At 68.5% G+C, this 22821-nt stretch carries 17 protein-coding genes; 11 read left to right on the top strand and 6 right to left on the bottom strand.

The genetic code is table 11. From position 1 onward, the window contains the following. Positions 1-233 precede the first annotated feature (233 nt). Together ACIGHN_RS01165 and ACIGHN_RS01160 are read right to left on the bottom strand one after the other, a co-directional pair. Entirely contained in the window at positions 234-1184 is a 951-nt protein-coding gene (locus tag ACIGHN_RS01165; RefSeq protein WP_056161961.1) for a homoserine kinase, read from the bottom strand. Positions 1185-1274: 90 nt separating this feature from the next. Further along, entirely contained in the window at positions 1275-1634 is a 360-nt protein-coding gene (locus ACIGHN_RS01160) for a hypothetical protein (protein ID WP_056416142.1), read from the bottom strand. A gap of 54 nt (positions 1635-1688) precedes the next feature. Between ACIGHN_RS01160 and polA the strand changes: the two genes are divergently transcribed. The 3 genes from polA (at position 1689) to ACIGHN_RS01145 (ending at position 7180) form a co-directional block, all read left to right on the top strand. Then, a complete protein-coding gene (polA, locus tag ACIGHN_RS01155) occupies positions 1689-4541 on the top strand; it encodes a DNA polymerase I (RefSeq protein ID WP_396502934.1) in 2853 nt (950 codons plus the stop codon). Positions 4542-5223: 682 nt separating this feature from the next. Continuing rightward, positions 5224-6123 (top strand): glutathione-dependent disulfide-bond oxidoreductase, encoded by a 900-nt coding sequence (gene yghU / locus ACIGHN_RS01150; RefSeq protein WP_396502933.1) that lies wholly within the window; start codon positions 5224-5226, stop codon positions 6121-6123. Between the two features lie 130 nt (positions 6124-6253). Beyond that, positions 6254-7180 carry a LysR family transcriptional regulator gene (locus ACIGHN_RS01145; protein ID WP_056420667.1) on the top strand — a complete coding sequence of 309 codons (927 nt, stop codon included), beginning with the start codon at positions 6254-6256 and terminating at the stop codon, positions 7178-7180. Positions 7181-7233: 53 nt separating this feature from the next. Here ACIGHN_RS01145 and ACIGHN_RS01140 read toward each other — a convergent pair whose 3' ends face one another. Then, complete coding sequence (locus ACIGHN_RS01140; RefSeq protein WP_396502932.1) at positions 7234-8448, bottom strand: D-amino acid dehydrogenase; 1215 nt, start codon at positions 8446-8448, stop codon at positions 7234-7236. A gap of 421 nt (positions 8449-8869) precedes the next feature. Here ACIGHN_RS01140 and ACIGHN_RS01135 point away from each other — a divergent pair, with 421 nt between their 5' ends. Genes ACIGHN_RS01135 through ACIGHN_RS01125 form a run of 3 tightly spaced genes read left to right on the top strand, consistent with a single transcriptional unit; the run spans position 8870 to position 11539 of the window. Next, on the top strand, positions 8870-9763 hold the full coding sequence (locus tag ACIGHN_RS01135; RefSeq protein ID WP_056420675.1) for an amino acid ABC transporter substrate-binding protein: 894 nt from the start codon (positions 8870-8872) through the stop codon (positions 9761-9763). A 19-nt stretch (positions 9764-9782) separates the two neighbouring features. Next, the gene (locus ACIGHN_RS01130; protein ID WP_396502931.1) at positions 9783-10568 is read left to right on the top strand and encodes an aspartate/glutamate racemase family protein; all 786 of its coding nucleotides are present in this window, start codon (positions 9783-9785) and stop codon (positions 10566-10568) included. Between the two features lie 5 nt (positions 10569-10573). Continuing rightward, positions 10574-11539 carry an amino acid ABC transporter substrate-binding protein gene (locus ACIGHN_RS01125; protein WP_396502930.1) on the top strand — a complete coding sequence of 322 codons (966 nt, stop codon included), beginning with the start codon at positions 10574-10576 and terminating at the stop codon, positions 11537-11539. On the opposite strand, the gene ACIGHN_RS01120 is transcribed toward ACIGHN_RS01125, so the two are convergent. Beyond that, a complete protein-coding gene (locus tag ACIGHN_RS01120; protein ID WP_396502929.1) occupies positions 11508-13931 on the bottom strand; it encodes a PAS-domain containing protein in 2424 nt (807 codons plus the stop codon). The two genes, ACIGHN_RS01125 and ACIGHN_RS01120, sit on opposite strands and share 32 nt — an antisense overlap. Before the next feature lie 272 nt (positions 13932-14203). Here ACIGHN_RS01120 and ACIGHN_RS01115 point away from each other — a divergent pair, with 272 nt between their 5' ends. Both ACIGHN_RS01115 and ACIGHN_RS01110 read left to right on the top strand, forming a co-directional pair. Further along, positions 14204-15100: a dienelactone hydrolase family protein gene (locus ACIGHN_RS01115; RefSeq protein ID WP_396502928.1), complete on the top strand. Its 897-nt coding sequence runs from the start codon at positions 14204-14206 to the stop codon at positions 15098-15100. 143 nt (positions 15101-15243) lie between these two features. Beyond that, positions 15244-16095 carry a ZIP family metal transporter gene (locus ACIGHN_RS01110; protein WP_396502927.1) on the top strand — a complete coding sequence of 284 codons (852 nt, stop codon included), beginning with the start codon at positions 15244-15246 and terminating at the stop codon, positions 16093-16095. Between the two features lie 316 nt (positions 16096-16411). Here the strand turns inward: ACIGHN_RS01110 and ACIGHN_RS01105 are convergent, their stop codons facing one another. Both ACIGHN_RS01105 and ACIGHN_RS01100 read right to left on the bottom strand, forming a co-directional pair. Next, a complete protein-coding gene (locus tag ACIGHN_RS01105) occupies positions 16412-17170 on the bottom strand; it encodes a LytR/AlgR family response regulator transcription factor (protein WP_396502926.1) in 759 nt (252 codons plus the stop codon). After that, positions 17167-18447, bottom strand: a complete 1281-nt coding sequence (locus ACIGHN_RS01100; protein WP_396502925.1) for a sensor histidine kinase — start codon at positions 18445-18447, stop codon at positions 17167-17169. Before ACIGHN_RS01100 ends, ACIGHN_RS01105 begins: the two co-directional genes overlap by 4 nt. 51 nt (positions 18448-18498) lie before the next feature. Here ACIGHN_RS01100 and argH point away from each other — a divergent pair, with 51 nt between their 5' ends. The 3 genes from argH to ACIGHN_RS01085 all read left to right on the top strand — a co-directional run bounded on the left by argH (position 18499) and on the right by ACIGHN_RS01085 (position 22709). Next, positions 18499-19992, top strand: coding sequence for an argininosuccinate lyase (gene argH, locus ACIGHN_RS01095; protein WP_396502924.1), 1494 nt, complete (start codon positions 18499-18501; stop codon positions 19990-19992). Positions 19993-20192: 200 nt separating this feature from the next. After that, positions 20193-21188, top strand: coding sequence for a Bug family tripartite tricarboxylate transporter substrate binding protein (locus ACIGHN_RS01090; protein ID WP_396502923.1), 996 nt, complete (start codon positions 20193-20195; stop codon positions 21186-21188). 81 nt (positions 21189-21269) lie between these two features. Further along, positions 21270-22709, top strand: coding sequence for a diguanylate cyclase domain-containing protein (locus tag ACIGHN_RS01085; RefSeq protein ID WP_396502922.1), 1440 nt, complete (start codon positions 21270-21272; stop codon positions 22707-22709). Positions 22710-22821 lie beyond the last annotated feature (112 nt).

Below are 22821 nucleotides of genomic sequence, written 5' to 3'. Positions count from 1 at the left end.
CGGTGGTGGGAGAGGAACAGGGCTGAATTTACCCCAGTGCCCCAATCCGGGCGCCATGAAGGGTGTCCAGGGTACGGGCTGCGAGGTGGATCTGTGGGTGTGGGGACGGCTAGCCGGTGTGTGGCCAGTGGGCTGCCAATGCGGGGGGTGCCGCGGTGGTGTGGCCGCGCATCAGGCCCTGCGCAGCGGCGACTCGGCTTGGTGTGAAGGGCAGTGGGGCTCAGGCAATGGGGCTACAGATGAAGCGGGCGTGCAATCCTGTCCTGCAGCACGCGTTCGAAGTGCGTGGGGTCGTGCGGCGTGAGCATGGCGGCCTCGCGCGGCAGATGGAAGTCCCACAGCCGCGAGATCCAGAACCTGAGGGCCCCTGCGCGCGCCATCGCGGGCAGCAGCTCGCGCTCTGCGGCGGTCAACGGGCGCACGGCCTGGTAGGCGTCCAGCATGCGGGCGGCGCGTTCGGCATCGTGCCGGCCGGTCGGCAGGTCGATGCACCAGTCGTTCAGGCACACGGCCAGGTCGAACAGCCAGGTGTCCACACCCGCAAAGTAGAAGTCGAAGAAGCCCGTGAGCTCTTCGCCCTCGAACATCACGTTGTCGCGGAACAGGTCGGCATGCACGGGGCCGCTGGGCAACGCCGCGTAGGCAGAGCCCGCAGCCACGTGGTTCTGGTAGGCCAGTTCGGAGCGCAACAAGGCTGCCTGCGATTCGCCGATGTGCGGCAGCACCACGGGCACGGTCTCGTTCCACCAGGGCAGGCCGCGCAGGTTGGGCTGGTGCCGTTCGAAATCGCGCCCGGCCAGGTGCATGCGCGCGAGCATCGTGCCCACGGCCGCGCAGTGCACGCCCTGTGGCGCCAGCTGGCTCTTGCCGCGCAGCTTGTTGACCACCGCGGCGGGCTTGCCGCACACCGACAGCAGGATGTCGCCATCCTTGTCGGCCCGCGGGTCGGGCACCGGCACCCCACCGTGCGCCAGGTGCTTCATCAGGTGCAGGTAAAAGGGCAGCTGCTCGGCCGTGAGGCGCTCGAACAGCGTCAACACGAACTGGCCCTGGTCGCTGGTCAGAAAATAATTGGTGTTCTCGATGCCGCCCTCGATGCCGCGCAGCTCCACCAGCTCACCCAGTTGCAAACGGCGCAGCAGGTCTTGCGCCTCGGTGTTGGAGACTTCGGTAAAAACGGCCATCGCTCAGGGGTGCGTAAGGGTGGAGGACTGACAAGGAAAAAGGGCGGGGCGTGCGGGAGCCCCGGGGCGCTGCGGTGCAGCCGGCGCGGCTTAGAACTTCAGCACGTTCCACACGCGCGGGCCGGTGGTCGTCTCGGCGCCGCTGTTGCTGCCAGCGCGGCTGCGGGCTCCGTCGGGCGACTGCACTTCGTAGCTGGGCAGGTTGCCAGCCTTGGGCTGCACAGAAATCGTCTGCGTCTGGCCGCCCACGCGCAGCTCGTCGACCCGGCTGCCGGCGTCCTCGATCTGGATGCGCTCGGTGCGTTGATTGCCACGCCCGCCCATTTGCTCTGGTTCTGATAGCGCCTCGCGCTTGTCTACCGCGCCCTGAGGGGCAGTTTGACTATTGGTTTGGGCCAGGACGGGGCTGGAGGCCATGGCCAGCAGCAAAAGGAGGTGTACAGCGCGCATGGGCGGGATTGTAGAGCGCCGGCCGCGGCGGGGCTGCGCGTGCACAATCCGCCCATGACCGAAGAATCCTCTGCATCCCCCAGCCCCGCCGCCGAAGGGGCGACGCCTTCCGCCGCGCAGCCCTCTGGCGACAAAAAGACCCTGGTGCTGGTGGACGGCTCCAGCTACCTGTACCGCGCCTTCCATGCCATGCCCGACCTGCGCGCGGTGCCGGGCGACCCGGAAAGCCCCGCCACCGGTGCCATCCGCGGCATGATCAACATGCTGCAGGTGCTGCGGCGCGAATTCCCGTCCGGCTATGCCGCCTGCGTGTTCGATGCAAGCGGCCCCACCTTCCGCGACGACCTGTACCCCGAGTACAAGGCGCAGCGCTCCCCCATGCCCGACGACCTGCGCGCGCAGATTGAGCCCATCCACGAGGTCGTGCGCCTGTTGGGCTGGCCCGTGGTCTGCGTCCCCGGCGTGGAGGCCGACGACGTGATCGGCACGCTGGCCGCGGTGGCGGCGGCGCAGGGCGTGGAGGTGATCGTCTCCAGCGGCGACAAGGACCTGTCGCAACTGGTGAACGAGCACATCACCATCATCGACACCATGAACGGCAAGAAGCGCGACGTGGCGGGCGTGACGGCCGAGTTCGGCGTGCCGCCATCACTGATGGTGGACTACCAGACCCTGGTGGGCGACACCGTGGACAACGTGCCCGGCGTGCCCAAGGTCGGCCCCAAGACGGCAGCCAAATGGCTCGCCGAATATGGCTCGCTCGATGCCCTCATCGCGCGTGCCGGCGAGATCAAGGGCGTGGCGGGCGAGAACCTGCGCGGGGCGCTGCAGTGGCTGCCCACCGGGCGGCAGCTCGTCACCATCAAGACCGACTGCGACCTGGCCGGGCATGTCGACGGCCTACCGGCCATGGATGCGATCGCCATGCGCCAGGAAGACGCCGCCCCGCTGCGCGACTTCTATCAAAAGTATGGCTTCAAGGGCCTGGCCCGCGCGCTGGAACCCAGCGCTCCCGCCAACACCACGGCAACGCTGCCGGGCGCCAGCGGCGACCTCTTCGCATCCCCCGAGGCGACCTTCGTGGCCGAGGCCGCGCAGGGCCGCGAGGTGTCGTACGAGACCATCCTCACCTGGGCCGACTTCGACCGCTGGCTTGCCAAGCTGCAGACGGCTGAACTGGCCGCCATCGACACCGAAACCACGTCGCTCGACGAACTGCGCGCCGAGATCGTCGGCATCAGCTTCAGCGTGGAGCCCGGTGCCGCAGCCTACATTCCGCTGCGCCACGCCGGGCCTGATGCGCCCGAGCAGTTGCCGTTCGACGACGTGCTGGCCAAGCTCAAGCCCTGGCTTGAAGACGCCAGCCGCCCCAAGCTGGGCCAGCACATCAAGTACGACCGCCATGTGTTCGCCAACCACGGCATTGAGGTGCAGGGCTATGCGCACGACACCATGCTGCAAAGCTACGTGCTCGAAGTGCACAAGCCCCACGGCCTGGCCAGCCTGGCCGAGCGCCACACCGGCCGCAGCGGCATCAGTTATGAAGACCTGTGCGGCAAGGGCGCCCACCAGATCCCCTTCGCCCAGGTGGCGGTGGACAAGGCGGCGGCCTACTCGTGCGAAGACTCCGACCAGACGCTGGACGTGCACCGCGTGCTCTGGCCCATGCTCGAAGCCGAAGGCCCACTGCGCGGCATCTACGAGCTGGAGATGGCCAGCAGCGAAACCCTGTTCCGCATCGAGCGCAACGGCGTGTTGATCGACGCGGCCACGCTGGCCAACCAGAGCCACGAACTGGGCCAGCGCATTCTGAAGCTGGAGCAGGACGCCTACGAGATCGCGGGGCAGCCCTTCAACCTGGGGTCCCCCAAGCAGCTCGGCGAAATCTTCTTCGACAAGCTGGGCATGCCCGTGGTCAAGAAGACCGCCACCGGCGCGCGCAGCACCGACGAAGAAGTGCTGGAAAAGCTGGCCGAGGACTACCCCCTGCCCGCCAAGCTGCTGGAGCACCGCAGCCTGTCCAAGCTCAAGGGCACCTACACCGACAAGCTGGCCCAGCTGGCCAACCCGCGCACTGGCCGCGTGCACACCCACTACGCACAGGCCGTCGCCATTACCGGGCGCCTGTCCAGCAACGACCCCAACCTGCAGAACATCCCCATTCGCACCGTGGAAGGCCGCCGTGTGCGCGAAGCCTTCGTGGCGCCGCCGGGCAGCGTGATCGCGAGCGCCGACTACAGCCAGATCGAGCTGCGCATCATGGCCCACATCAGCGGCGACGAATCGCTGCTGCACGCGTTTCGTAACGGCCTGGACGTCCACCGCGCCACCGCCGCCGAAGTGTTCGGCGTCGAGGTCGACCAGGTGAGCAGCGAACAGCGCCGCTACGCCAAGGTCATCAACTTCGGTCTCATCTACGGCATGAGCAGCTTCGGCCTGGCCAAGAACCTGGGGATCGAGACCAAGGCCGCAGCCGCCTACATCGACCGGTACTTTCAGCGCTACCCTGGCGTGAAGCAGTACATGGACGAAACCAAGGCGTCCGCCAAGGCGCGCGGCTATGTGGAAACCGTGTTCGGCCGCCGCCTGTATTTGCCCGAGATCAACTCCCCGAACGGCCCGCGCCGCAGCGGCGCCGAGCGGGCGGCCATCAACGCGCCGATGCAGGGCACGGCGGCGGATTTGATCAAGAAGGCGATGGTGGCGGTGCAGCAGGAGCTGGATGCGAACAAGCCGGGCATCAAGATGATCATGCAGGTGCACGACGAACTGGTGTTCGAACTGCCAGAAGGGGAAGTGGAGTGGGTTCGCACGCACATTCCGCGGTTGATGGCGGAAGTGGCGGATCTCAAGGTGCCGTTGTTGGCCGAAGTGGGTGTGGGGCCGAACTGGGACAAGGCGCATTGATGTCGGGGACGATCTTGTCGCCAGGATGGAAAGCTGCTGGCTTTTGACGTTGAGAACCGCATGTGCCTGATCCGGTCGTAACGAACTGGCTGGCTAGAAAGCCGGAGTTCGGCCAGCAGCGTAGGTGCAATGACAGGTGTTGAGTTCATCGTTCTCGCTCTTTGGGTAATGCTCCCCCCATGGTTGCTGGGTGCGTTACTGCTCTGGCGTTTCAAGCGCGGAGTGGCGCCCCAGATCGCGTTCTTGCTGTTCACGATGTCAATCGCAGGCGCAACCTTTGTTCTTGCTCCACGCGGGATGGAGCGCTTGCTGGGAATTCATGATGTAAGTGTCATGGGTAGCCAGATCATGCTTTCGCCGCTCGGTCTGGTGTCAGCGTTCTTAGCTTGGCCGCTATCCGCTCGCTTGTTGAACCGTCGGTGACCATGACTCCAGACATGTGCGTGGGCACGTATGGGCTGTGCACTTCGTCCGATAGCCGACGTCAGGTCGTGGAGCCAAGGTTTTAGTGAGGTCCGCCAAGGATCGACCTGTCCGGGGCATAGGACCGATCCAGCGCTCCCTCATGGTTCAGCCGTTTTGCCGGACATTCTGCAATGCCCAGCGTTCCATCCATCGCGTCGCTAAACTGGTCCATCGCTCGACTACGCAGCCTCTGCCCACCCATTCCTGGAGCCCCTGAATGTCCAACACTACTCCCTACACGCCACCCGCCATCTGGCAATGGAACAAGGAAAGCGGCGGCCAGTTCGCCAACATCAACCGGCCCATTGCGGGTGCCACCCACGACAAGGAACTGCCTGTGGGTCGTCACCCGCTGCAGCTGTACTCGCTGGGCACGCCCAATGGCGTCAAGGTGACCATCATGCTGGAAGAGCTGCTGGCTCTGGGCCACAGCGGTGCGGAGTACGACGCTTGGCTGATCCGCATCAACCAGGGGGAGCAGTTCGGCAGCGGCTTCGTCGCTGTGAACCCCAACTCCAAAATCCCCGCGCTGCTGGACCGCAGCGATGCCGCCCACCCGGTGCGCGTGTTCGAGTCCGGCGCCATCCTGATGTACCTGGCCGAGAAGTTCGGTAGCGCCTTTTTGCCCAAGGACGTTGCTGCAAGGGCCGAATGCTTGTCGTGGCTGTTCTGGCAAATGGGCAGCGCGCCGTTTCTGGGCGGCGGGTTCGGGCACTTCTATGCCTATGCGCCCATGAAGATCGAGTACGCGATCGATCGCTACGCGATGGAGGTCAAGCGCCAGCTCGATGTGCTCAACCAGCGGCTGGCCGTCAACGAGTACCTGATCGGCAGCGAATACACGGTGGCCGACATCGCCATCTGGCCCTGGTACGGGTTGCTGGTCAGGGGCCAGGCGTACGAGTCCGGCGAGTTCCTGCAGGTGCACGAATACACGCATGTGGTGCGCTGGGCCGAGCAGATTGCGCAGCGCCCGGCGGTGCAGTGTGGACGCATGGTGAATCGTGTCACGGGTGAGCCGGCCGGCCAGCTGCGTGAACGGCATGATGCCAGTGACTTCGATACGAAGACGCAGGACAAGCTGGACGCTGCTTCGGGCTCCTCGCCCGCACAGTGAGCGCCAGGGGCCCGCATCGGCCACAACGATCGCTGCGCAGCCTCTCCGGCCGACGCGCCGTTGCCGCCTGGCTCCGCAATGGGGACATGCAAGGATTGCGCAACCGGCCCATTCCTTGCATCGTCACCCCATGCGCCTTCGCCACATTGAAGTCTTCAACGCCGTCATGCTCACCGGCAGCGTGAGCGCGGCGGCCCGCCTCATCAACGTGACCCAGCCGGCGGTGAGCCGCATTCTGGCGCACGCCGAACTGCAGCTGGGCTTTCCGCTCTTCAACCGCTTGAAGGGCCGCCTGGTGCCTACCACCGAGGCGCAGACGCTGTACCCGCACATCGAGCGCCTGTTCACCCAACTCGACGACGTGCAGCGGCTGGCCAACAGCCTGAAGGGTGGCCGGCGCGAGGGCGAGTTGCACATCCTGAGCGTGCTGGCACTCAGCTACGAAGTGCTGCCGCGCGCGCTGCGGTTCTTTCGGCAGGCGCATCCGGACGTGGTGATCACCATCGATGCGCTGCATTCGCCGCAGATCATCTCGGCCCTGGTGCTGCAGGAGGCCGACGTGGGCTTTGTGTTCAGCGCGGTGGCGCACCCGTCGCTCACGCAGGAGCATCTGGCCGACGGGCGCATGCTGTGCGTGGCGCCCAAGGGTATGCTCGCGGCGGCGCTGGTGCAGTCCGGCACCGTGCACCTGGCCGACTTGGCGGAGACGCCCGTGGTGCGGCTGGATGTGCGCGACCCCATCGGCACGGTGGTCAGCCACGCGTGCCGTGAAGCGGGGGTGGGGCTCAACACCGCCATTACCGTGCAGACCTACCACGCCGCACTGGCGCTGGCGCACCACGGGCACGCGGTGGCGGTGGTGGATGCGTGCACCGCCGCCTCAGCGGACCGCAGCAAGGTCGATGTGCTGGCGCTGGCGCCCCACATCGCCGTGCCCATCAAGTCGCTGCGCACCGTCAACCGGCCCAGCTCGCTGCTGGCCAGTGCCATGACGCGCTGCATGCGACAGGCGGTGGCCGAGACCATGGCGTCCGTGGGCGTGCCGGTGGCCGAATGATGCGGTAGTGCAGTGCGCGGCCTGACGCCGGCGCATCCGATGCATCAGGCGCATCAGGCGGGTGCGAGCCGCTGCGCCAGCTGCGCTGCCGTGCCGAACGCGAGCGTGAAGCCCAGGGCCCCGTGCCCGGTGTTGAGCAGCAGGTTGTCCGGCGCACGGGTGTGCGGCCCCACCAGCGGCACCCCGGTGGGGGTGGCCGGGCGCATGCCGGTCCAGGGGCGCAGTCGCCCGAAGTCGCTGCAGCCCGGAAAGACCGCACGGGCCGCCTCGCACAGGCTCTGGATGCGGGCGGGCGGGATGTGGTCGTCGTGCCCTACCAGCTCGGCCATGCCCGCCACGCGCAGGCGCTGGCCGATGCGCGCGAACACCACCTTGCGCGCCGCGTCGGTCACGCTGACGTGGGGGGCGGTGCGGGGTGCGTCCGTGGTGTCCAGGGTGATGCTGTAGCCCTTGAGCGGGTAGACGGGCAGGCCGAACCCCAGGGTCCGCGCGGCCTGGTGGCTGGCGCTGCCCAGGGCCAGGACGAACTGCTGCGCTTCGACGTCACCGGCGCTGGTGCGGGCGGCCACGATGCGCCCGCCCTCGCGCGCAAAGCCGGTCACCCGGGCTCCCAGTACGAAGCGCACGCCGCGCTCTGTCAGCCGTTGCTGCAGGCCCAGGCAGACCTTGAGGCAGTCGGCCGCGCATTCGCTGGGCGTGTGGATCGCACCGGCGATGCGGCCCTGGTAGTGCGCGAGGGCGGGTTCGAGCTCCACGCAGCGCGTGGCGGATACGGCTTCCTGCGGGCTGCCCCAGGGCTGCTGCAGGTCCATCTGGCGGCGCGCGGCGGCCAAGGCCGCGGGCGTGTCGTACAGCACCAGTTTGCCGGTGGTCGAGAAGTCGCACTCCAGTTCTTCGGCCTGCAGCATGGCGTCGAAGTGATGGCGGCTCAGCGCGGCGAGGGCGAGCAGTTGCCGCGTGCTCTGCTCCGACGTGTGCCGGTTGCACGCATGCAAGAAATCCACGCCCCAGCGCCACTGGTGCACATCCCACTGCGGCCGCAGCTTCAGGGGCGACTGGGGCGACAGCAGCAGCTTGGGCAACTGGCGCCAGATGCCGGCATCCGCCAGGGGCTGCACGTAGCTGTAGCTCAGTTGCGCGCCGTTGCCGCCGCTGGCGCCAGCGCCGGGCTGGGCCTGGTCGACCACGGTCACGGCCAGGCCGCGCTGGTGGAGTTCATACGCGGTGGCCAGGCCGACGATGCCGGCGCCGAGAACACATACCTGCATTGGGTGGGACGGGGTGTTGAAGGGATGGAAGGATGGGGTGCGGGACTCGAGGCCACTGTAGGGCGCGGGCCCCCGCCTGAACAATGCCAATGCCGCCGGTGGCCATGCCGGGAAGTTATGTGCGCCGCCCGACGAGGTGCGCGGATGCGCAAGTTGGGCCTGCGAGGCCAGGAAATGGCACTTGGATGGTGCGGCTGCCTGCACCAAACTGGCGGCATAACTTTTGGTCATGGCCTACCTGTGCAAATGAATTGTTCAAGGGCGGCGCAAGTTCCTACAGTGCACCTGCGTTCCGGTTTTTTGCATGTGCCGGTTCACGCGGTCACTGGATTTTTTCCGTGTCAGTGTGATCCGGCCCCCCGGCTTTTTTCGGTCGCGCCACGTCCATTCACTGCCCATCGTTTTGCACAAAGGGATTTCCATGAAGCTCTCTGCCGTCACCTCCGCCGCCTTCGTTGTTGCCACCGGCCTGCTGGCCTGCACCGTGGCCCAGGCCGACACCCTCAAGAAGGTGGCCGAGTCGGGCAAGATCACCGTGGCCTACCGCGAGTCGTCGGTGCCCTTCAGCTACCTGGCGGGCCCCGGCGCACCGGTGGGCTTTGCGGTGGACATCACCAACGCCGTGGTCGATGCGGTGAAAAAGCGCGTGAACAACCCGGCCCTGAAGGTGGACCTGCAGGCGGTCACGTCGCAAAACCGCATTCCTTTGCTGCAAAACGGCACCATCGACCTGGAGTGCGGCTCCACCACCAACAACAGCACGCGCGGCAAGGACGTGCAGTTCGCCATCAACTATTTCTACACCGGCACGCGCTTGCTGACCAAGAAATCGTCGGGCGTGAAGAACTACGCCGACCTGGCCAAGAAGAAGGTGGCCAGCACCTCGGGCACCACCAACGCGCAGGTGATCCGCAAGTACAACCGCGACAACAACCTGGACATGGACATCGTGCTGGGCAAGGACCACGACGACGCCGTGCTGCTGGTGGACAGCGGCCGCGCCGAGGCCTTCGCGATGGACGACATCCTGCTGTTCGGCCTGATGGGCAACATGCGCAACCCGGCGGACTGGACGGTGGTGGGCGATTCGCTGCAGGTCGAGCCCTATGCCTGCATGCTGCGCAAGGACGACCCGCAATTCCAGGCGCTGGTCAACGGCGTGATCGGCGGGATGATGAAGTCCGGCGACTTCGACAAGCTCTACACCAAGTGGTTCAACTCGCCCGTCCCCCCGCGCAACCAGAACCTGAGCCTGCCCATGAGCAAGGAGTTGCGCGACAACCTGGCCGCGCAGAGCGACAAGCCCGCCATCTGACGCACGGACCGGAGCGCGCATGCCAGTGTCTGCAAGCCACAGCCCGCAGCCCCAGGTGGTGGGGATCCTCGGCGGCATGGGCCCTGCCGCGGGGGCCGACTTCGTGCGCCTGTTCGTGCAGGCCTGCACCGACCGCATGGCTGCCCTGGGCATCCCCGTGCACGACCAGGCCTACCCCGAGCACTGGCTGGCCCAGGTGCCCATTCCGGACCGCACGGCCGCGCTGAACGACACGCGCGAGGGCGCGCACCAGCCGGCCGAGCCCATGCTGCAGGCCACCGGCCGGCTGGCCGCGCTGGGCGCGCGCGTGGTGGCCATTGCCTGCAACACGGCGCACGCGTGGCATGGCCTGCTGCAGCAGCGGTTTCCGCAGATGGTGGTGCTGCACGGCATGCAGGAAGTGGTGGCAGGCTTGGCTGCCCAACAGGTGCAGGGCGTGGGCTTGTTGGCCACCCGCGGAGCCTACGACGCGGGCCTGTACCAGCGCGAGCTGGCACGCAGCGGCATCGAGTGCTTCGTGCCCACGGCGGCGGAGCAGGACGTGCTGATGCAGGGCATCTACGACGGCGTGAAGGCCGGCAACTACCGCCTCGCGCGCGACCGCTTCGAATCCGTGTCGCGCGCCCTGCAGCAGCGCCACAACGTGTCCACGCTCATCATGGGCTGCACCGAGATCCCGCTGGCGCTGAACGACAGCCCGCGCCTGCCGGGAGTGGCGCTGGTCAACCCTACGCTGGTGCTGGCCGGCGCATTGGCGCGGCATGCCTACCGCGATGCGGCGCAGCCCGCATCCTGCCGGGACTGAACACCATGCGCCACTTCGTTCCCGGCCTGCGGCAGCCGCTGAGAGCCGCAGCGCTCTGCGCCGCGCTGGCTATGGCCTGGGCCGGCTGTGCTGCCCAGGCCCAGCCTGCCGCGGGCGGAGTGGCAGGGGGTTCCACGGCACCACAGGCCCCAGGCCGCACGCTCGATCGCATCCGCACCACCGGCACGGTGGTCATCGGGCACCGCGAGTCGTCCGTGCCCATGTCGTACGTGGCCCATGGCACGCCCATGGGGTACAGCGTGGACGTGTGCCTGCAGGTCGCGCAGGCGCTGGGCCGCCACCTCAAGCTGCCCGCGCCGCGGGTGGCCTACCGCCTGGTCACGTCGGGCAACCGGTTCGACGCCATCGAGAAGGGTGAGGTGGACCTGGAGTGCGGCTCCACCACCAACACCGCCGCGCGGCGCCAGCGCGTGGCCTTCACCATCGCGCACTTCATCGCCTCGTCGCGCATCGTGGTGCAAAGCGGCAAGCCGTATTCGCGCATCGAAGACCTCGATGGCAAGACGCTGGCATCCACCGTGGGCACGACCAACATCGACTCCCTGGCGCGCGAGGCCGCAGCCAAATCTGTGCGGGTCAAGATCGAGCCCGCCAAGGACCATGCCGAAGGCTTTGGCTGGGTGGTCGATGGCAAGGTCGAAGGCTTTGCGATGGACGACGTGCTGCTGTTCGGCCTGCGCGCCAGCCACAGCCGGCCGGAGGACCTGAAAGTCATCGGCAAGCCCATGACCATCGAGCCCTACGCCATCGCGTTCGAGCGCGGCAACCCCGAACTCAAGGCCGTGGTGGATGCCGAACTGCGCCGGCTCATCCAGGCGCGCGAGCTGCACCGCCTGTACGACAAGTGGTTCACCGCGCCCATCCCGCCCCATGGGCTGAACCTGCACATGCGCATGCCGCACCTGCTGGTGGATTCGCTCAAGTACCCGTCGGACTTTGTGCCGCAGTGAGTGCGGCGGGCGGCGGCGCGAACACCTCGAACCGGTTGCGTCCCGCGCGCTTGGCGCGGTAGAGCGCGGCGTCGGCGGCCTGCACCAGGGTGTCCGAGCCTGCATCGGGCTGGGGCACCACGCTGGCCACGCCGAGGCTCAGCGTGAGCATGGCGGCCGTGGGCGAGCGCGGATGGGGCAGGGCGGCGGCGCGCAGGCTGTCCATGCAGCGCTGGGCCACGGTGGCGGCATCGGGCAGCAGGGTGTCGGGCAACAGCAGCACGAACTCCTCGCCGCCATAGCGCGCGGCCACCTCGTCGGCCCGGCGGATGGTGGCCTGCAGCAGCTGCGCCACGCGGCGCAGGCACTCGTCGCCCGCGATGTGGCCGTAGTGGTCGTTGTAGAGCTTGAAGTGGTCGATGTCGATCAGCACCACCGCCAGCGGCGACCGGTGGCGGCCGCACCGCAGCCATTCGGTGGCCAGCCGCTCGTCGAAGCGGCGCCGGTTGCCGATGCCGGTGACGCCGTCGGTGGTGGACAGCAGGGCCAGCTTTTCGTTGGCGGCCGCCAGCTCCTGTTCCTTGCGCACGAGCTGGGTCACCTCGGTGCGCACGCCGGCGATGCCGCCCTGCGGCGTGCGCCGCTCATCGGCCTGCAGCCAGCGGCCCTCTGGCAGGCGCTGCAGCACCGCGTGGTTGGCGGCGCGGTGGTCGGCCACGCGCTGTGCGATCCAGGCCTCCTCGTTGCCCACGGCGTCCAGGTACTGGCCACGCTCTGCGCCGTAGCGCGCAATCTGCTCAAAGGTGGTGCCGGGCACGATCACCGGGGCGGAGATGGGGTAGAGCTTGCGGTACTGGGCGTTGCACACCACGAGCTTGTCGTCCGCGTCGAACAGGGCAAAGCCCTCGGGCAGCGATTCGACCGCGTCCTGCAGCAGTTCGCGCGCAGAGTGCGCGGCCTCTTGCGCGGCCTCCAGCGCCTGGCGCTGCTCGATCAGGTCGGTGATATCCAGGCGCACCGCCACCACATAGTTCTCGGGTGTGCGGGTCTCGTAGATGTTGATCCAGCGGCCGTCGGCCAGCCGCTGCACCAGCGTGGAGGTGCGGCTGCCGTGCTCGGACAGGCGCTCGGCGATCCAGGCCTCCTCGCGGCCGTGGGCGGACGGTATCAGCCCCCGGTCCACCGAATGCCGCAGGATGTCGGCAAAGTGGCTGCCCAGGTGCTCGGCGTAGTTCATGTGCGGGTACATGCGCGACAGCTGCTGGTTGTACAGCACCAGCCGGTCCTGCTCGTCGAAGATCTCGATGCTGACCGGCAGCGCCTCGACGGCACGCTCCAGCAGTTGCCGGATGCGCAGGCTCTCCTGGCGGGCGGCCTCGGCCACCTGGCGCTGCTCAATCAGGTCGGTGATGTTGAGGCGCACGCACACCGTCATGCCCGATGGCGTGCGGCTTTCGTGCATGTGCATCCACGCGCCCCCGGGGTAATGGCGCACCTCGGGGCCGGGGCGGTGGCCGCGGATCGCCAGCTCGTGCGCCAGCCACAGCTCTTCCTGCCCCGCGGCCTCTTCGGGGATGCCGTGGCGCAGGCCTTCGCGCAGCAGCTCTTCGTAGGTGCGGCCCAGCATGGCCTGCACCGGCACCTGCGGGCGCAGGCGGGCCATGTGCTCGTTGCACAGCACCAGCCGGTCGTTCTCGTCGTAGATCTCCAGGCCCGCGGGCATCGCATCCACCGCTTCGCGCAGGCTGCGCTCGGCGCGTTCAGCGTGCTGCAGCGCCTGCTTGAGTGCGCGCTCCTTGTGCACGATGTCGGTGATGTCGCTGCGCAGCACGACCACGCCGCCGCCGTCCAGCGTGCGCTCGGTCAGCTGCATCCAGCGGTCGCCGCGCACCTCCTGCACTTCGGGCCCGGTGGGTGCCCGGTGGCGCGCCAGGCGGCGGGCCAGCCACGCCTCGACGTCCGGCACGGCATCCATGATCTGGCCCGAGCTGGCGGCGCGGCGCAAGGCATCTTCGAAGCGGGTGCCATAGGCCAGCGGCATGTCGGTGCCCGGCGCCACCTCGCGGTAGCGCGCGTTGCACAGCACCAGGCGGTCGTCCGCGTCGTAGATGGCCAGCCCGTCGGGCAGGATGTCGAGCGTGGCCAGCAACTGCGCGCTGGCCCGCTGGGCTGCCTGCAGCGCAGCATCGGCATCCGCCTGCAGCCGCTGCGTGCGCCGCGCCAGGCGCCAGTGCAGGCCAGCGATCACCAGCAGCAGCAGGCCGGCCACGACGAACGCGGCCAGGACGGGCGTTGTCAGGGTGTGGCTGGCCAGCGCCCAGGCCAGCAGGCCCAGCCCCATGGCGAGGCACACACCGCACACTGCGGCCACCAGGGGTGCCACAGGTTCTTCGCGCGGTGGGGCAGCGGTCATGGTCGGTGGCTCCCAGGTTGGCGGACGCAGGGCGGGGCACGGGTGCCGATGGGGCCGCTGTCTGGGTGCTGGTGTGCACCTGCATGGTGCGACTGGGCGGGCGGACCGGTCAATCCCTGGACAGGTTCGCAGAAAGTCCGGGGCCTGTCATCCATTAATTCCCCCAGAGTTCCGACGTGCGCTGCAGGCGTTGCATAAAGCCCCTAGACTGCGGGGCCGTTCCTGAGAACAGGCTACTTTTGTCCGTCCATCCTTCTTTCCTGGAGAAACCGATGCTCACTGAAGACCTCCATTCCGACGCCAAGGCCCTGTTGCCCGGCCGGTCCACCGAGTCCGGCGCCACCCGCCGCACCGCGCTGCAGGCCGCGCTGGGCCTGGGCTACGCCGCGGCGGCGGCGCCCATCATGGCGCAGACGGCCATCGCCACGCCCAGCGACGGCCTCACGGCCGGCGAGGTGAGCTTCACGGTCAACGGCTTCAAGGTGCCGGCCTACCGCGCCGCCCCTGCGGGCAAGACGGGCCTGCCGGTGATCCTGGTGATCCAGGAGATCTTCGGCGTGCACGAATACATCGCCGACACCTGCCGCCGCTTTGCCAAGGCGGGCTACCTGGCCATCGCGCCGCAGCTGTATGCGCGCCAGGGCGACCCATCGCAGTACACCGACGTGGCCAAGCTCATGGCCGAAGTCGTCTCTAAGGTGCCTGATGCCCAGGTGATGGCCGACCTGGATGGCGCCGTGGCGTGGGCCACGGCCAACGGCGGCGACGGTGCGCGCGTGGGCATCACCGGCTTTTGCTGGGGTGGCCGCATCACCTGGCTGTACGCAGCCCACGGCCCGGTGAAGGCCGGCGTGGCCTGGTATGGCCGCCTCGTGGGCCAGGCAAGCGAACTCACCCCCAAGCACCCGGTGGACATCGCCCCCATCCTCAAGGCCCCGGTGCTGGGCCTGTACGGCGAAAAAGACACCGGCATCCCTCTTGACACGGTTGATAAGATGAAAGCTGCCCTGGCCGGTGGTTCACCGCAGGCCAAGGCCTCGGAGTTCGTGGTGTACCCTGACGCGCCCCACGCCTTCCATGCCGACTACCGCCCCAGCTACCGCAAGGAAGCGGCCGAGGACGGCTGGAAGCGGGCGCTGGCCTGGTTCAGCAAAAACGGCGTGGTGTGACCGCCTGGAGTCTGCGAAGGCTCCCAGGTCCACCTGCCGCAGCACAAGCCGCCCCGAGGGGCGGCTTTTTTTACCCCTGCGGCGGGCCACGGACATTTGAAAGAAAATACGCGCTGGCGCTGATCCATAAAGCACAAGAAGCTATGACTTTGGTAGCAATCATCCTGGCCACGTTGGCCGCAGGCATTGGCAGCGTGTGGCTGGCCGCGTTGTTGATGCGGCTGGGCCTGGGCGGGCGTTCGGACAGCGTGGGGCCCCAGCACCTGCTGAGCCTGGCGGCCGGTGCGCTGCTGGCCACGGCCTTCATGCATTTGCTGCCCGAGGCGTTCGAGAGCCAGGCGGGCGCGCACGACCTGTTCGCAACCTTGTTGGTGGGCGTGGTGTTTTTCTTTCTGCTCGACAAGGCCGAACTCTGGCACCACGGGCACGAGCACAGCCACGGCGCCCACGCCGCCGTGCCTGCGCACCAGCATGGCGGCGCCGAAGCTGCGCACGCGCACGACCACGCGCACCACGACCACCATCACCACCACCATGGCCCGCGCTCGGGCGGCTGGGCCGTGCTGACGGGCGACAGCGTGCATTGCTTTGGGGACGGCATCCTCATCGCATCAGCCTTCCTGGCCGACATCCGCCTGGGCGTGATCGCCGCCGTGTCGGTGCTGGCGCACGAGGTGCCGCACCACATGGGCGACCTGGTGGTGCTGCGCCAGACCAGCCCCAACCGGCGCATGGCGCTGGTCAAGGTGTCCCTGGCAGGCGCGGTGACGGCGTTGGGCGGCGTGGTCGGCTACTTTCTGGTGGGGCAGTTGCAGGACCTGCTGCCGTACTTTCTGGCCGTAGCCTCCAGCAGCTTTGTCTACGTGGCCCTGGCCGACCTGATCCCGCAACTGCAAAAGCGCCTGACCGCGCGCGAAACCGTGGCGCAGATCGCCTGGCTGATCGCGGGCATGGTCATCGTCACGCTGGTGAGCGGCGCGGCGCACGCGCACTGAGGCGGATGCGGGCAGCGCAGCCGGCTGCACGTCCACCGTTGTCGATTTGCTATGATATTTATAGCTTCTGGCGCAATGCAGGCAAGCGGTAGGGGCCAATTTATCTAAAATTTGGCTTCTGCACACCTGCGGAATACGTCTGACAAGCCGCGGCAGGCGTCCATCGGGGGCGGCACACAGCTCCGTGTCAGTGCCGCCAGGGCCCCGTTCCACGCTACTGGCGCGCTCCCATGCCAGTGGCACCGTGGATCTGGCTCTGTCAGTCCACCGGTGGCGTCCCCCTTGGGGGAAGTCGCGCAGCGACCCAGGGGGCTTCTTACCTCGCCAGCTCTTCCCGCACCGCCGCCACCTGCCGGCGCGATACCGCGAGCAGTTCGGTCGACCCCTGCAGCCGCACCGCCCAGCCTTCGCCTTCCTCCGGGTCGTAGTGCTTTTCCAGCGCGCGCACGGCGCGGCGGGCCACCAGGGCGTTGCGGTGGATGCGCATGAAGCGGGGCGCGAACTTCGTCTCCAGCTCGCTCAGCGCGCCGTCCATGATGTAGCTGCGCGTGGCGGTGCGCACGGTCACGTACTTCTGCTCGGCCTTGAAGTACAGCACCTCGGCCAGGGGCAGGCGCTCGGTGCGGCCGCGGTCCTGGATCAGCAGGGTTTCGCCGTCCGGCGCGCTGGGTGCGGCGGCCGCGGCGGACGAGCGGGTGCTGCGCTGCACCTTGGCCAGCGCCTGCTGCAGGCGTTCACGGCGCACGGGCTTGGTGAGGTAGTCCACCGCGTCCAGCTCGAAGGCGCTCACCGCGTGGTCCATGTGGGCGGTCACGAACACCACGGCCGGGGGGTGGGGCAGCGCCTGCAGCGCATGCGCGAGCGACAGGCCGTCCTGCCCGGGCATGTGGATGTCCAGCAGCACCACGTCGAAGGCCCGCCCGCCCGTGGGGCCCAGCTGGGCCATGGCCTCGCCGGCATTGGCGGCCTCGGCCACGGTCATGCGCGGGGTGGGCGTGCCTTCCGCGCAGTCGGACAGCAAGGTGCGCAGCCGGCTGCGGGCCAGGGTTTCGTCGTCAACGATGAGGATGTTCATGGGCGGTCGTCGGTGGGCAAGGGGGCATCGGCAGGGGTGGGCACCGCACCGCGCCGGGGTGTTGGTGGCGTGCCCCGGCCTGCGCTGCGGTGGCGGCCCCGGTCACGCTGACGGCCCCGGTCGTCGGTGCGCGGGTCGCGGTGCTTGTTGTCTTCGGGGGCGGGCAGGGTGATGCGCACCTGGTACAGGCCGTCCTGCACCCCTGCGGTGAACTCACCCTGCACATCGTGCAGCAGGGCCAGCCGGGCGCGCACGTTGGCCAAGGCGATGCCGTGCCCCTTGGTGCTGATGGGCTCGTCGCCCTTGCCGCCCCGGCCTTCCTTGGCCGGCAGGGTGTTGGTGATGCGCACCACCACGCGGCTGCCGCGCAGCTCGGTCAGCACGCGCAGCCGGCCGCCACGCGCGCTGGGCTCCACGCCGTGCTTGACGGCGTTTTCCACCAGCGGCTGCAGCAGCAGCGGCGGCAGGCGCGCCCCGTCGGTGCGCGGGTCCAGGCTCCACTGCACCTGCAGCCGGGTGCCAAAACGTACCTCTTCGATCGCCAGGTAGCGCCGTGCCAGGGTGATCTCCTCGGCCAGCGTCACCGATTCGCCCTGCTCGATGAGTGCGTGGCGGAACAGGTCGGACAGGTCTTCCAGCAGCGACTCGGCCTTGGCGGGCTCCTCCCGCACCAGGGCGATGGCGCTGTTGAGGGTGTTGAAAAGGAAGTGGGGCCGAATGCGCGACTGCAGTTCGGTCAGGCGCGCCGTGGTGGCCGCGGGTGTGCGGCCGCGTGCGCGCAGCACCAGCGCCGCCACCAGAATGGCCGCCAGCAGCGCTCCCGTGGCTGCGCTCGCCATCCAGGGGGGCGCTGCGTTCTGCGACACCAGCGTGAGCATGGCGCAGGCGTACGCCCCGGCCAGCGCCCCCAGCAGCACGCCCGCGGCGTACTGCAGCGCCGTGGACAGGCGCTGCAGCACCGTCTTCAAGCTGCAGGCCGTGACCAGCCACACCAGCGTGGCCGGCAGCGCGCCGCCGGTCAGCAGCGCCAGCGTGGCCAGCCACTCCGCCGGGGAGCGCGCGCCATACATGGCGCCCACGCCCACCACCAGCTCCACGAACAGCACCGCACGCAGCACCACGCCCACATGGCAGGCGTCAAACACCAGCGCGCGCCGCGGTGGCGCCAGGCCGCCGCGTGCCTGGCCGGGCCCGGGGCGCAGGCCCCGCGCAGCACCGTTCAGCGGGTCGGAATCCGGTGGGGGAGGCGGGGTCGATAAAATTTGCGTGTTTTGCATTGCGGCATCCGGGCAGTCCGGGTGTCTGAACCTCCGGATTATTGCCCTCCTATGTCCAAAGCCCAAGCCACCAGCGCCACGCCGTCTGCGCCGTCCCACAACCAGCTCGACACCAAGGCACAGGCCTGGTCGGCGCTGTTTTCCGAGCCCATGAGCGACCTGGTCAAGCGCTACACCTCCAGCGTGTTCTTCGACAAGCGCCTGTGGCAGGCCGACATCGCAGGCAGCCTGGCGCACGCCGAGATGCTGGCAGCGCAGGGCATCATCGGCGCTGAAGACCACACCTCCATCCAGCGCGGCATGGCGCAGATCACCTCCGAGATCGAGTCCGGCGCGTTCGAGTGGAAGCTTGACCTGGAAGACGTGCACCTGAACATCGAAGCGCGCCTGACGCAGCTGGTGGGCGACGCCGGCAAGCGCCTGCACACCGGCCGCAGCCGCAACGACCAGGTGGCCACCGACGTGCGCCTGTGGCTGCGTGGCGAGATCGACCTCATCGGCGACCTGCTGAAAGAACTGCAGGTGTCGCTGGTGGATGTGGCCGAGCAGAACGTCGAGGTGATCCTGCCCGGCTTCACCCACCTGCAGGTGGCCCAGCCGGTGAGCTTCGGCCACCACATGCTGGCCTATGTGGAAATGTTCGCGCGCGACGCCGAGCGCATGGCCGATGTGCGCCGCCGCACCAACGTGCTGCCGCTGGGCAGTGCGGCCCTGGCCGGCACCACCTACCCGCTGGACCGCGAGCGCGTGGCCAAGACGCTGGGCATGGTGGACGTGAACGGGTCCCCCGCGGTGTGCCAGAACAGCCTGGACGCCGTGAGCGACCGCGACTTCGCCATCGAATTCACCGCCGCCGCCAGCCTGTGCATGGTGCACGTGAGCCGCCTGTCCGAAGAGCTCATCATCTGGATGAGCCAGAACTTCGGCTTCATCAAGATCGCCGACCGCTTCACCACCGGCTCATCGATCATGCCGCAGAAGAAGAACCCCGACGTGCCCGAACTCGCGCGCGGCAAGACCGGCCGCGTGGTCGGCCACCTCATGGGCCTGATCACCCTGATGAAGGGCCAGCCCCTGGCCTACAACAAGGACAACCAGGAAGACAAGGAGCCGCTGTTCGACACGGTGGATACGCTCAAGGACACACTGCGCATCTTCGCCGAGATGGTCGGCGGCCAGCTGAACCCCGCCACGGGCGTCAAGGAAGGCGGCATCACCGTCAACCCGCAGGCCATGGAGCAGGCGGCACTCAAGGGCTACGCCACCGCCACCGACCTGGCCGACTACCTGGTCAAGAAGGGCCTGCCTTTCCGCGATGCGCACGAGACCGTGGCCCACGCCGTCAAGGCCGCCCAGTCGCACGCCTGCGACCTGTCGGAGCTGCCCCTGACGGTGCTGCAGGGCTTTCACCCCCAGATCGAGAAGGACGTGTACGAGGTGCTGAGCCTGCGCGGCTCGCTCAATGCACGCAACACGCTGGGCGGCACCGCGCCGGCCCAGGTGCGCATCCAGGTCGCACGCCACCGCGCCCGCCTGGAAAAATAAGGTGCAACCCCCTGAGGCGCTGCGCGCCATCCCCCTTCGCTCGAATTGCTGCGCAATTCGGGAAGGGGGACGCCGCCAGCGCCCGCCAGCGAAGCGCCGCCTTGACGGCTTGGCGGACCTTGCGCTGCGGCCGCTGGCTTGAACTGTGCTTGGTGCACGGCTGCGCCCAACAACCAGATTCGAATACAAGGAGTTCTGCCATGACGACGACGACTTCCCGCCGCAGCCTGCTGTCCCGCCTTTTGCGCACCGGCGCCCTGGCGGGCGCTGCGCTGACCATGGGCCTGGCCTTTGCCCAGACCCCCAAGCCCATCCGCCTGCTGGTGGGCTTTCCGCCCGGCGGCGGCACCGACGCCATTGCGCGCACGCTGGCCGAAAAGCTCAAGGACGAGCTGGGCCAGCCCGTGGTGGTGGAAAACCGCCCCGGCGCGGGCGGCCAGATCGCCGCGCAGGCGCTCAAGTCTGCGGCACCGGACGGCACCACGCTGTTCCTCACGCACGACCACACCATCTCGATCCTGCCCCAGGTGGTGAAGAACCCGGGCTTCGACCCGGCGCGCGACTTCGTGCCCGTGGGCGGCTTCGCCACCTTCGTGAACGCGTTCGCGGTGTCGGGCGGCACGCCGGCCAAGTCGTTCACCGAGTACGTGGCGTGGGTCAAGGCCAGCGGCGGCGGCAAGGGCGCGGTGGGCATCCCGGCGCCTGCGTCCACGCCCGAATTCCTGGTCAAGCTGCTGGGCCAGAAGTACCAGATCGACCTGGTGTCCGCCCCCTACCGCGGCAGCGCGCCCATGATGGCCGACATGCTGGGCAACCAGATCAGCGCGGGCGTGGCGTCGGTGCAGGACTTCATCGAGAACCACAAGGCCGGCAAGGTGCGCGTGGTGGGCGTGCTGGGCACCAGGCGCCAGGCGGCCATGCCCGATGTGCCCACGTTCGACGAAATGGGCCTCAAGGGCTTCGAAGACCTGCCGTACTACGGCATCTACGCGCCTGCGGGCACGCCGCAGAAGTTCATCACCGACTTCTCGGCCGCGCTGGCCAAGGTCGTGGCCATGCCCGACGTGCGCGACCACCTCACCGCCATGGGCCTCACCGTGGGCCACATGACGCCGCAGCAGCTGGGCGCGCGTGAAAAAGCCTACACCGAGGCCTGGACGCGCATCATCAAGACCAGCGGCTTCGTCGCGCAGTAAGCCGGCGCTGCACGCCCGACTTCCAGCACCTGCCGGGCCGAGGCCCGGCCCACTTCACTGCGCCCTGTCGCCATCGCTCCCATGCACCAGCGCCACCTGCCCGCCAACTGGATCCACCACCGCCGGCTGCCGCTGGTTGCCGGGCTCTGCAGCGGCGCGCTGGCCGCGCTGCTCGCCTGGGTGGTGATCGACATCGCGCACACCAAGGCGCGCACCGAGATTGCCGCGCAGGCGCAAAGCCACCTGCTGCAGATCCGCGACCGGCTGGACCGACAGCTGCAAAGCACGCTGTCGGTGCCCGAGACGGTGGCCGCCTTCGTGTCCGCACAGGGCGGCATGTCGCCCGAGATCTTCTCGACGGTGGTGGGGCGCCTGCTGGAGCACCAGCGCAACATCCGCAACCTGGCGCTCGCGCCGGACAACGTCATCAGCGACATCTACCCGCGCCTGGGCAACGAGCGGGCGCTGGGCCTGCACTACCTGGACAACCCGCAGCAGCGCAACGCGGTGGAGCGGGCCATCCAGACGCGCCGCACGGTCGTGGCCGGCCCCATACCGCTGGTGCAGGGCGGCCTGGGCATCGTGAGCCGCACGCCGGTGTTCCTGGCCACCCCGCCCGGCAAGACGCCGGTGGGCGGGCCGCGCTACTGGGGCATCGTGTCGCTCACCGTCAACGCCGACACGCTGTTCGCGGACGTGGGCCTCAATTCCGAGCAGATGGGCTTTCAGGTGGCCGCCCGCGGGCTGGACGCCATGGGTGCGCAGGGCGCGGTGTTCGTGGGCCGCCCGCAGCTTTTTGACGAATCGCCGGCCACGCTCGACATTCCCCTGCCAGGCGGCGGCAGCTGGATATTGGGCGCCGTGCCTGCAGGCGGCTGGAAGGCCGCCGGCCAGGCGCCCGCGCTGATCGTGATGCTGTCGTATGTGTTCGCGGTGGTGGTGGGCCTGCTCAGCGCCCGGCTGGTGCGCGCGCACCAGCAGGTGCTGGCCCTGGCCACGCACGACCGGCTCACCGGCCTGCCCAACCGCCGGTTGTTTGAAGACCGCCTGTCGCAGGCGGTGCTGGCCGCGCACCGCGACCACCGCGCGGGCGCCTTGCTGCTGCTGGACCTGGACGGGTTCAAGGCCGTCAACGATGAGCGGGGCCATGCCAGCGGCGACCAGGTGCTGGCGCGCGTGGCGCAGCGCCTCACCAGCCTCACCCGCGCCAGCGACACGGCCGCGCGGCTGGGCGGGGACGAGTTTGCCCTGGTGCTCAACGCTGTGGAATCCCCCGAGGCCGCGATGGCGACCGCGCATGCGGTGCTCGCCGCGTTGCTGACGCCCATGGGGCTGGACAACGGCCAGCATGTGCTCATCGGCGCCAGTGTCGGCGTGGCGCTGTTCCCGCAGGGCGATGCTGTCGAAGGCATTCCCGCACTGATGGACCGCGCCGACCGTGCGCTCTACGTCAGCAAGCGCAATGGCAAGGGGCTGGCAAGCCTGGCCGATGCGCCGGGCCTGCCCGGGGCCGCCGCATAGGCTTGACGAAGAGCCTGAACGAGGAGCTTGAACGAGGAGATTGAACGAGGAGCCGGGCCAGGGCGATGACGGATGGGGTCAGCAGGGCCCTGAATGCCGGCCCCACCGCCAC

It is taken from the genome of Acidovorax sp. NPDC077693 (assembly GCF_044542805.1).
Taxonomy (GTDB): Bacteria; Pseudomonadota; Gammaproteobacteria; order Burkholderiales; family Burkholderiaceae_C; genus Acidovorax.
Note: the sequence above shows the minus strand (reverse complement) of the source record. Positions and strands in the feature narration are given on the sequence as shown.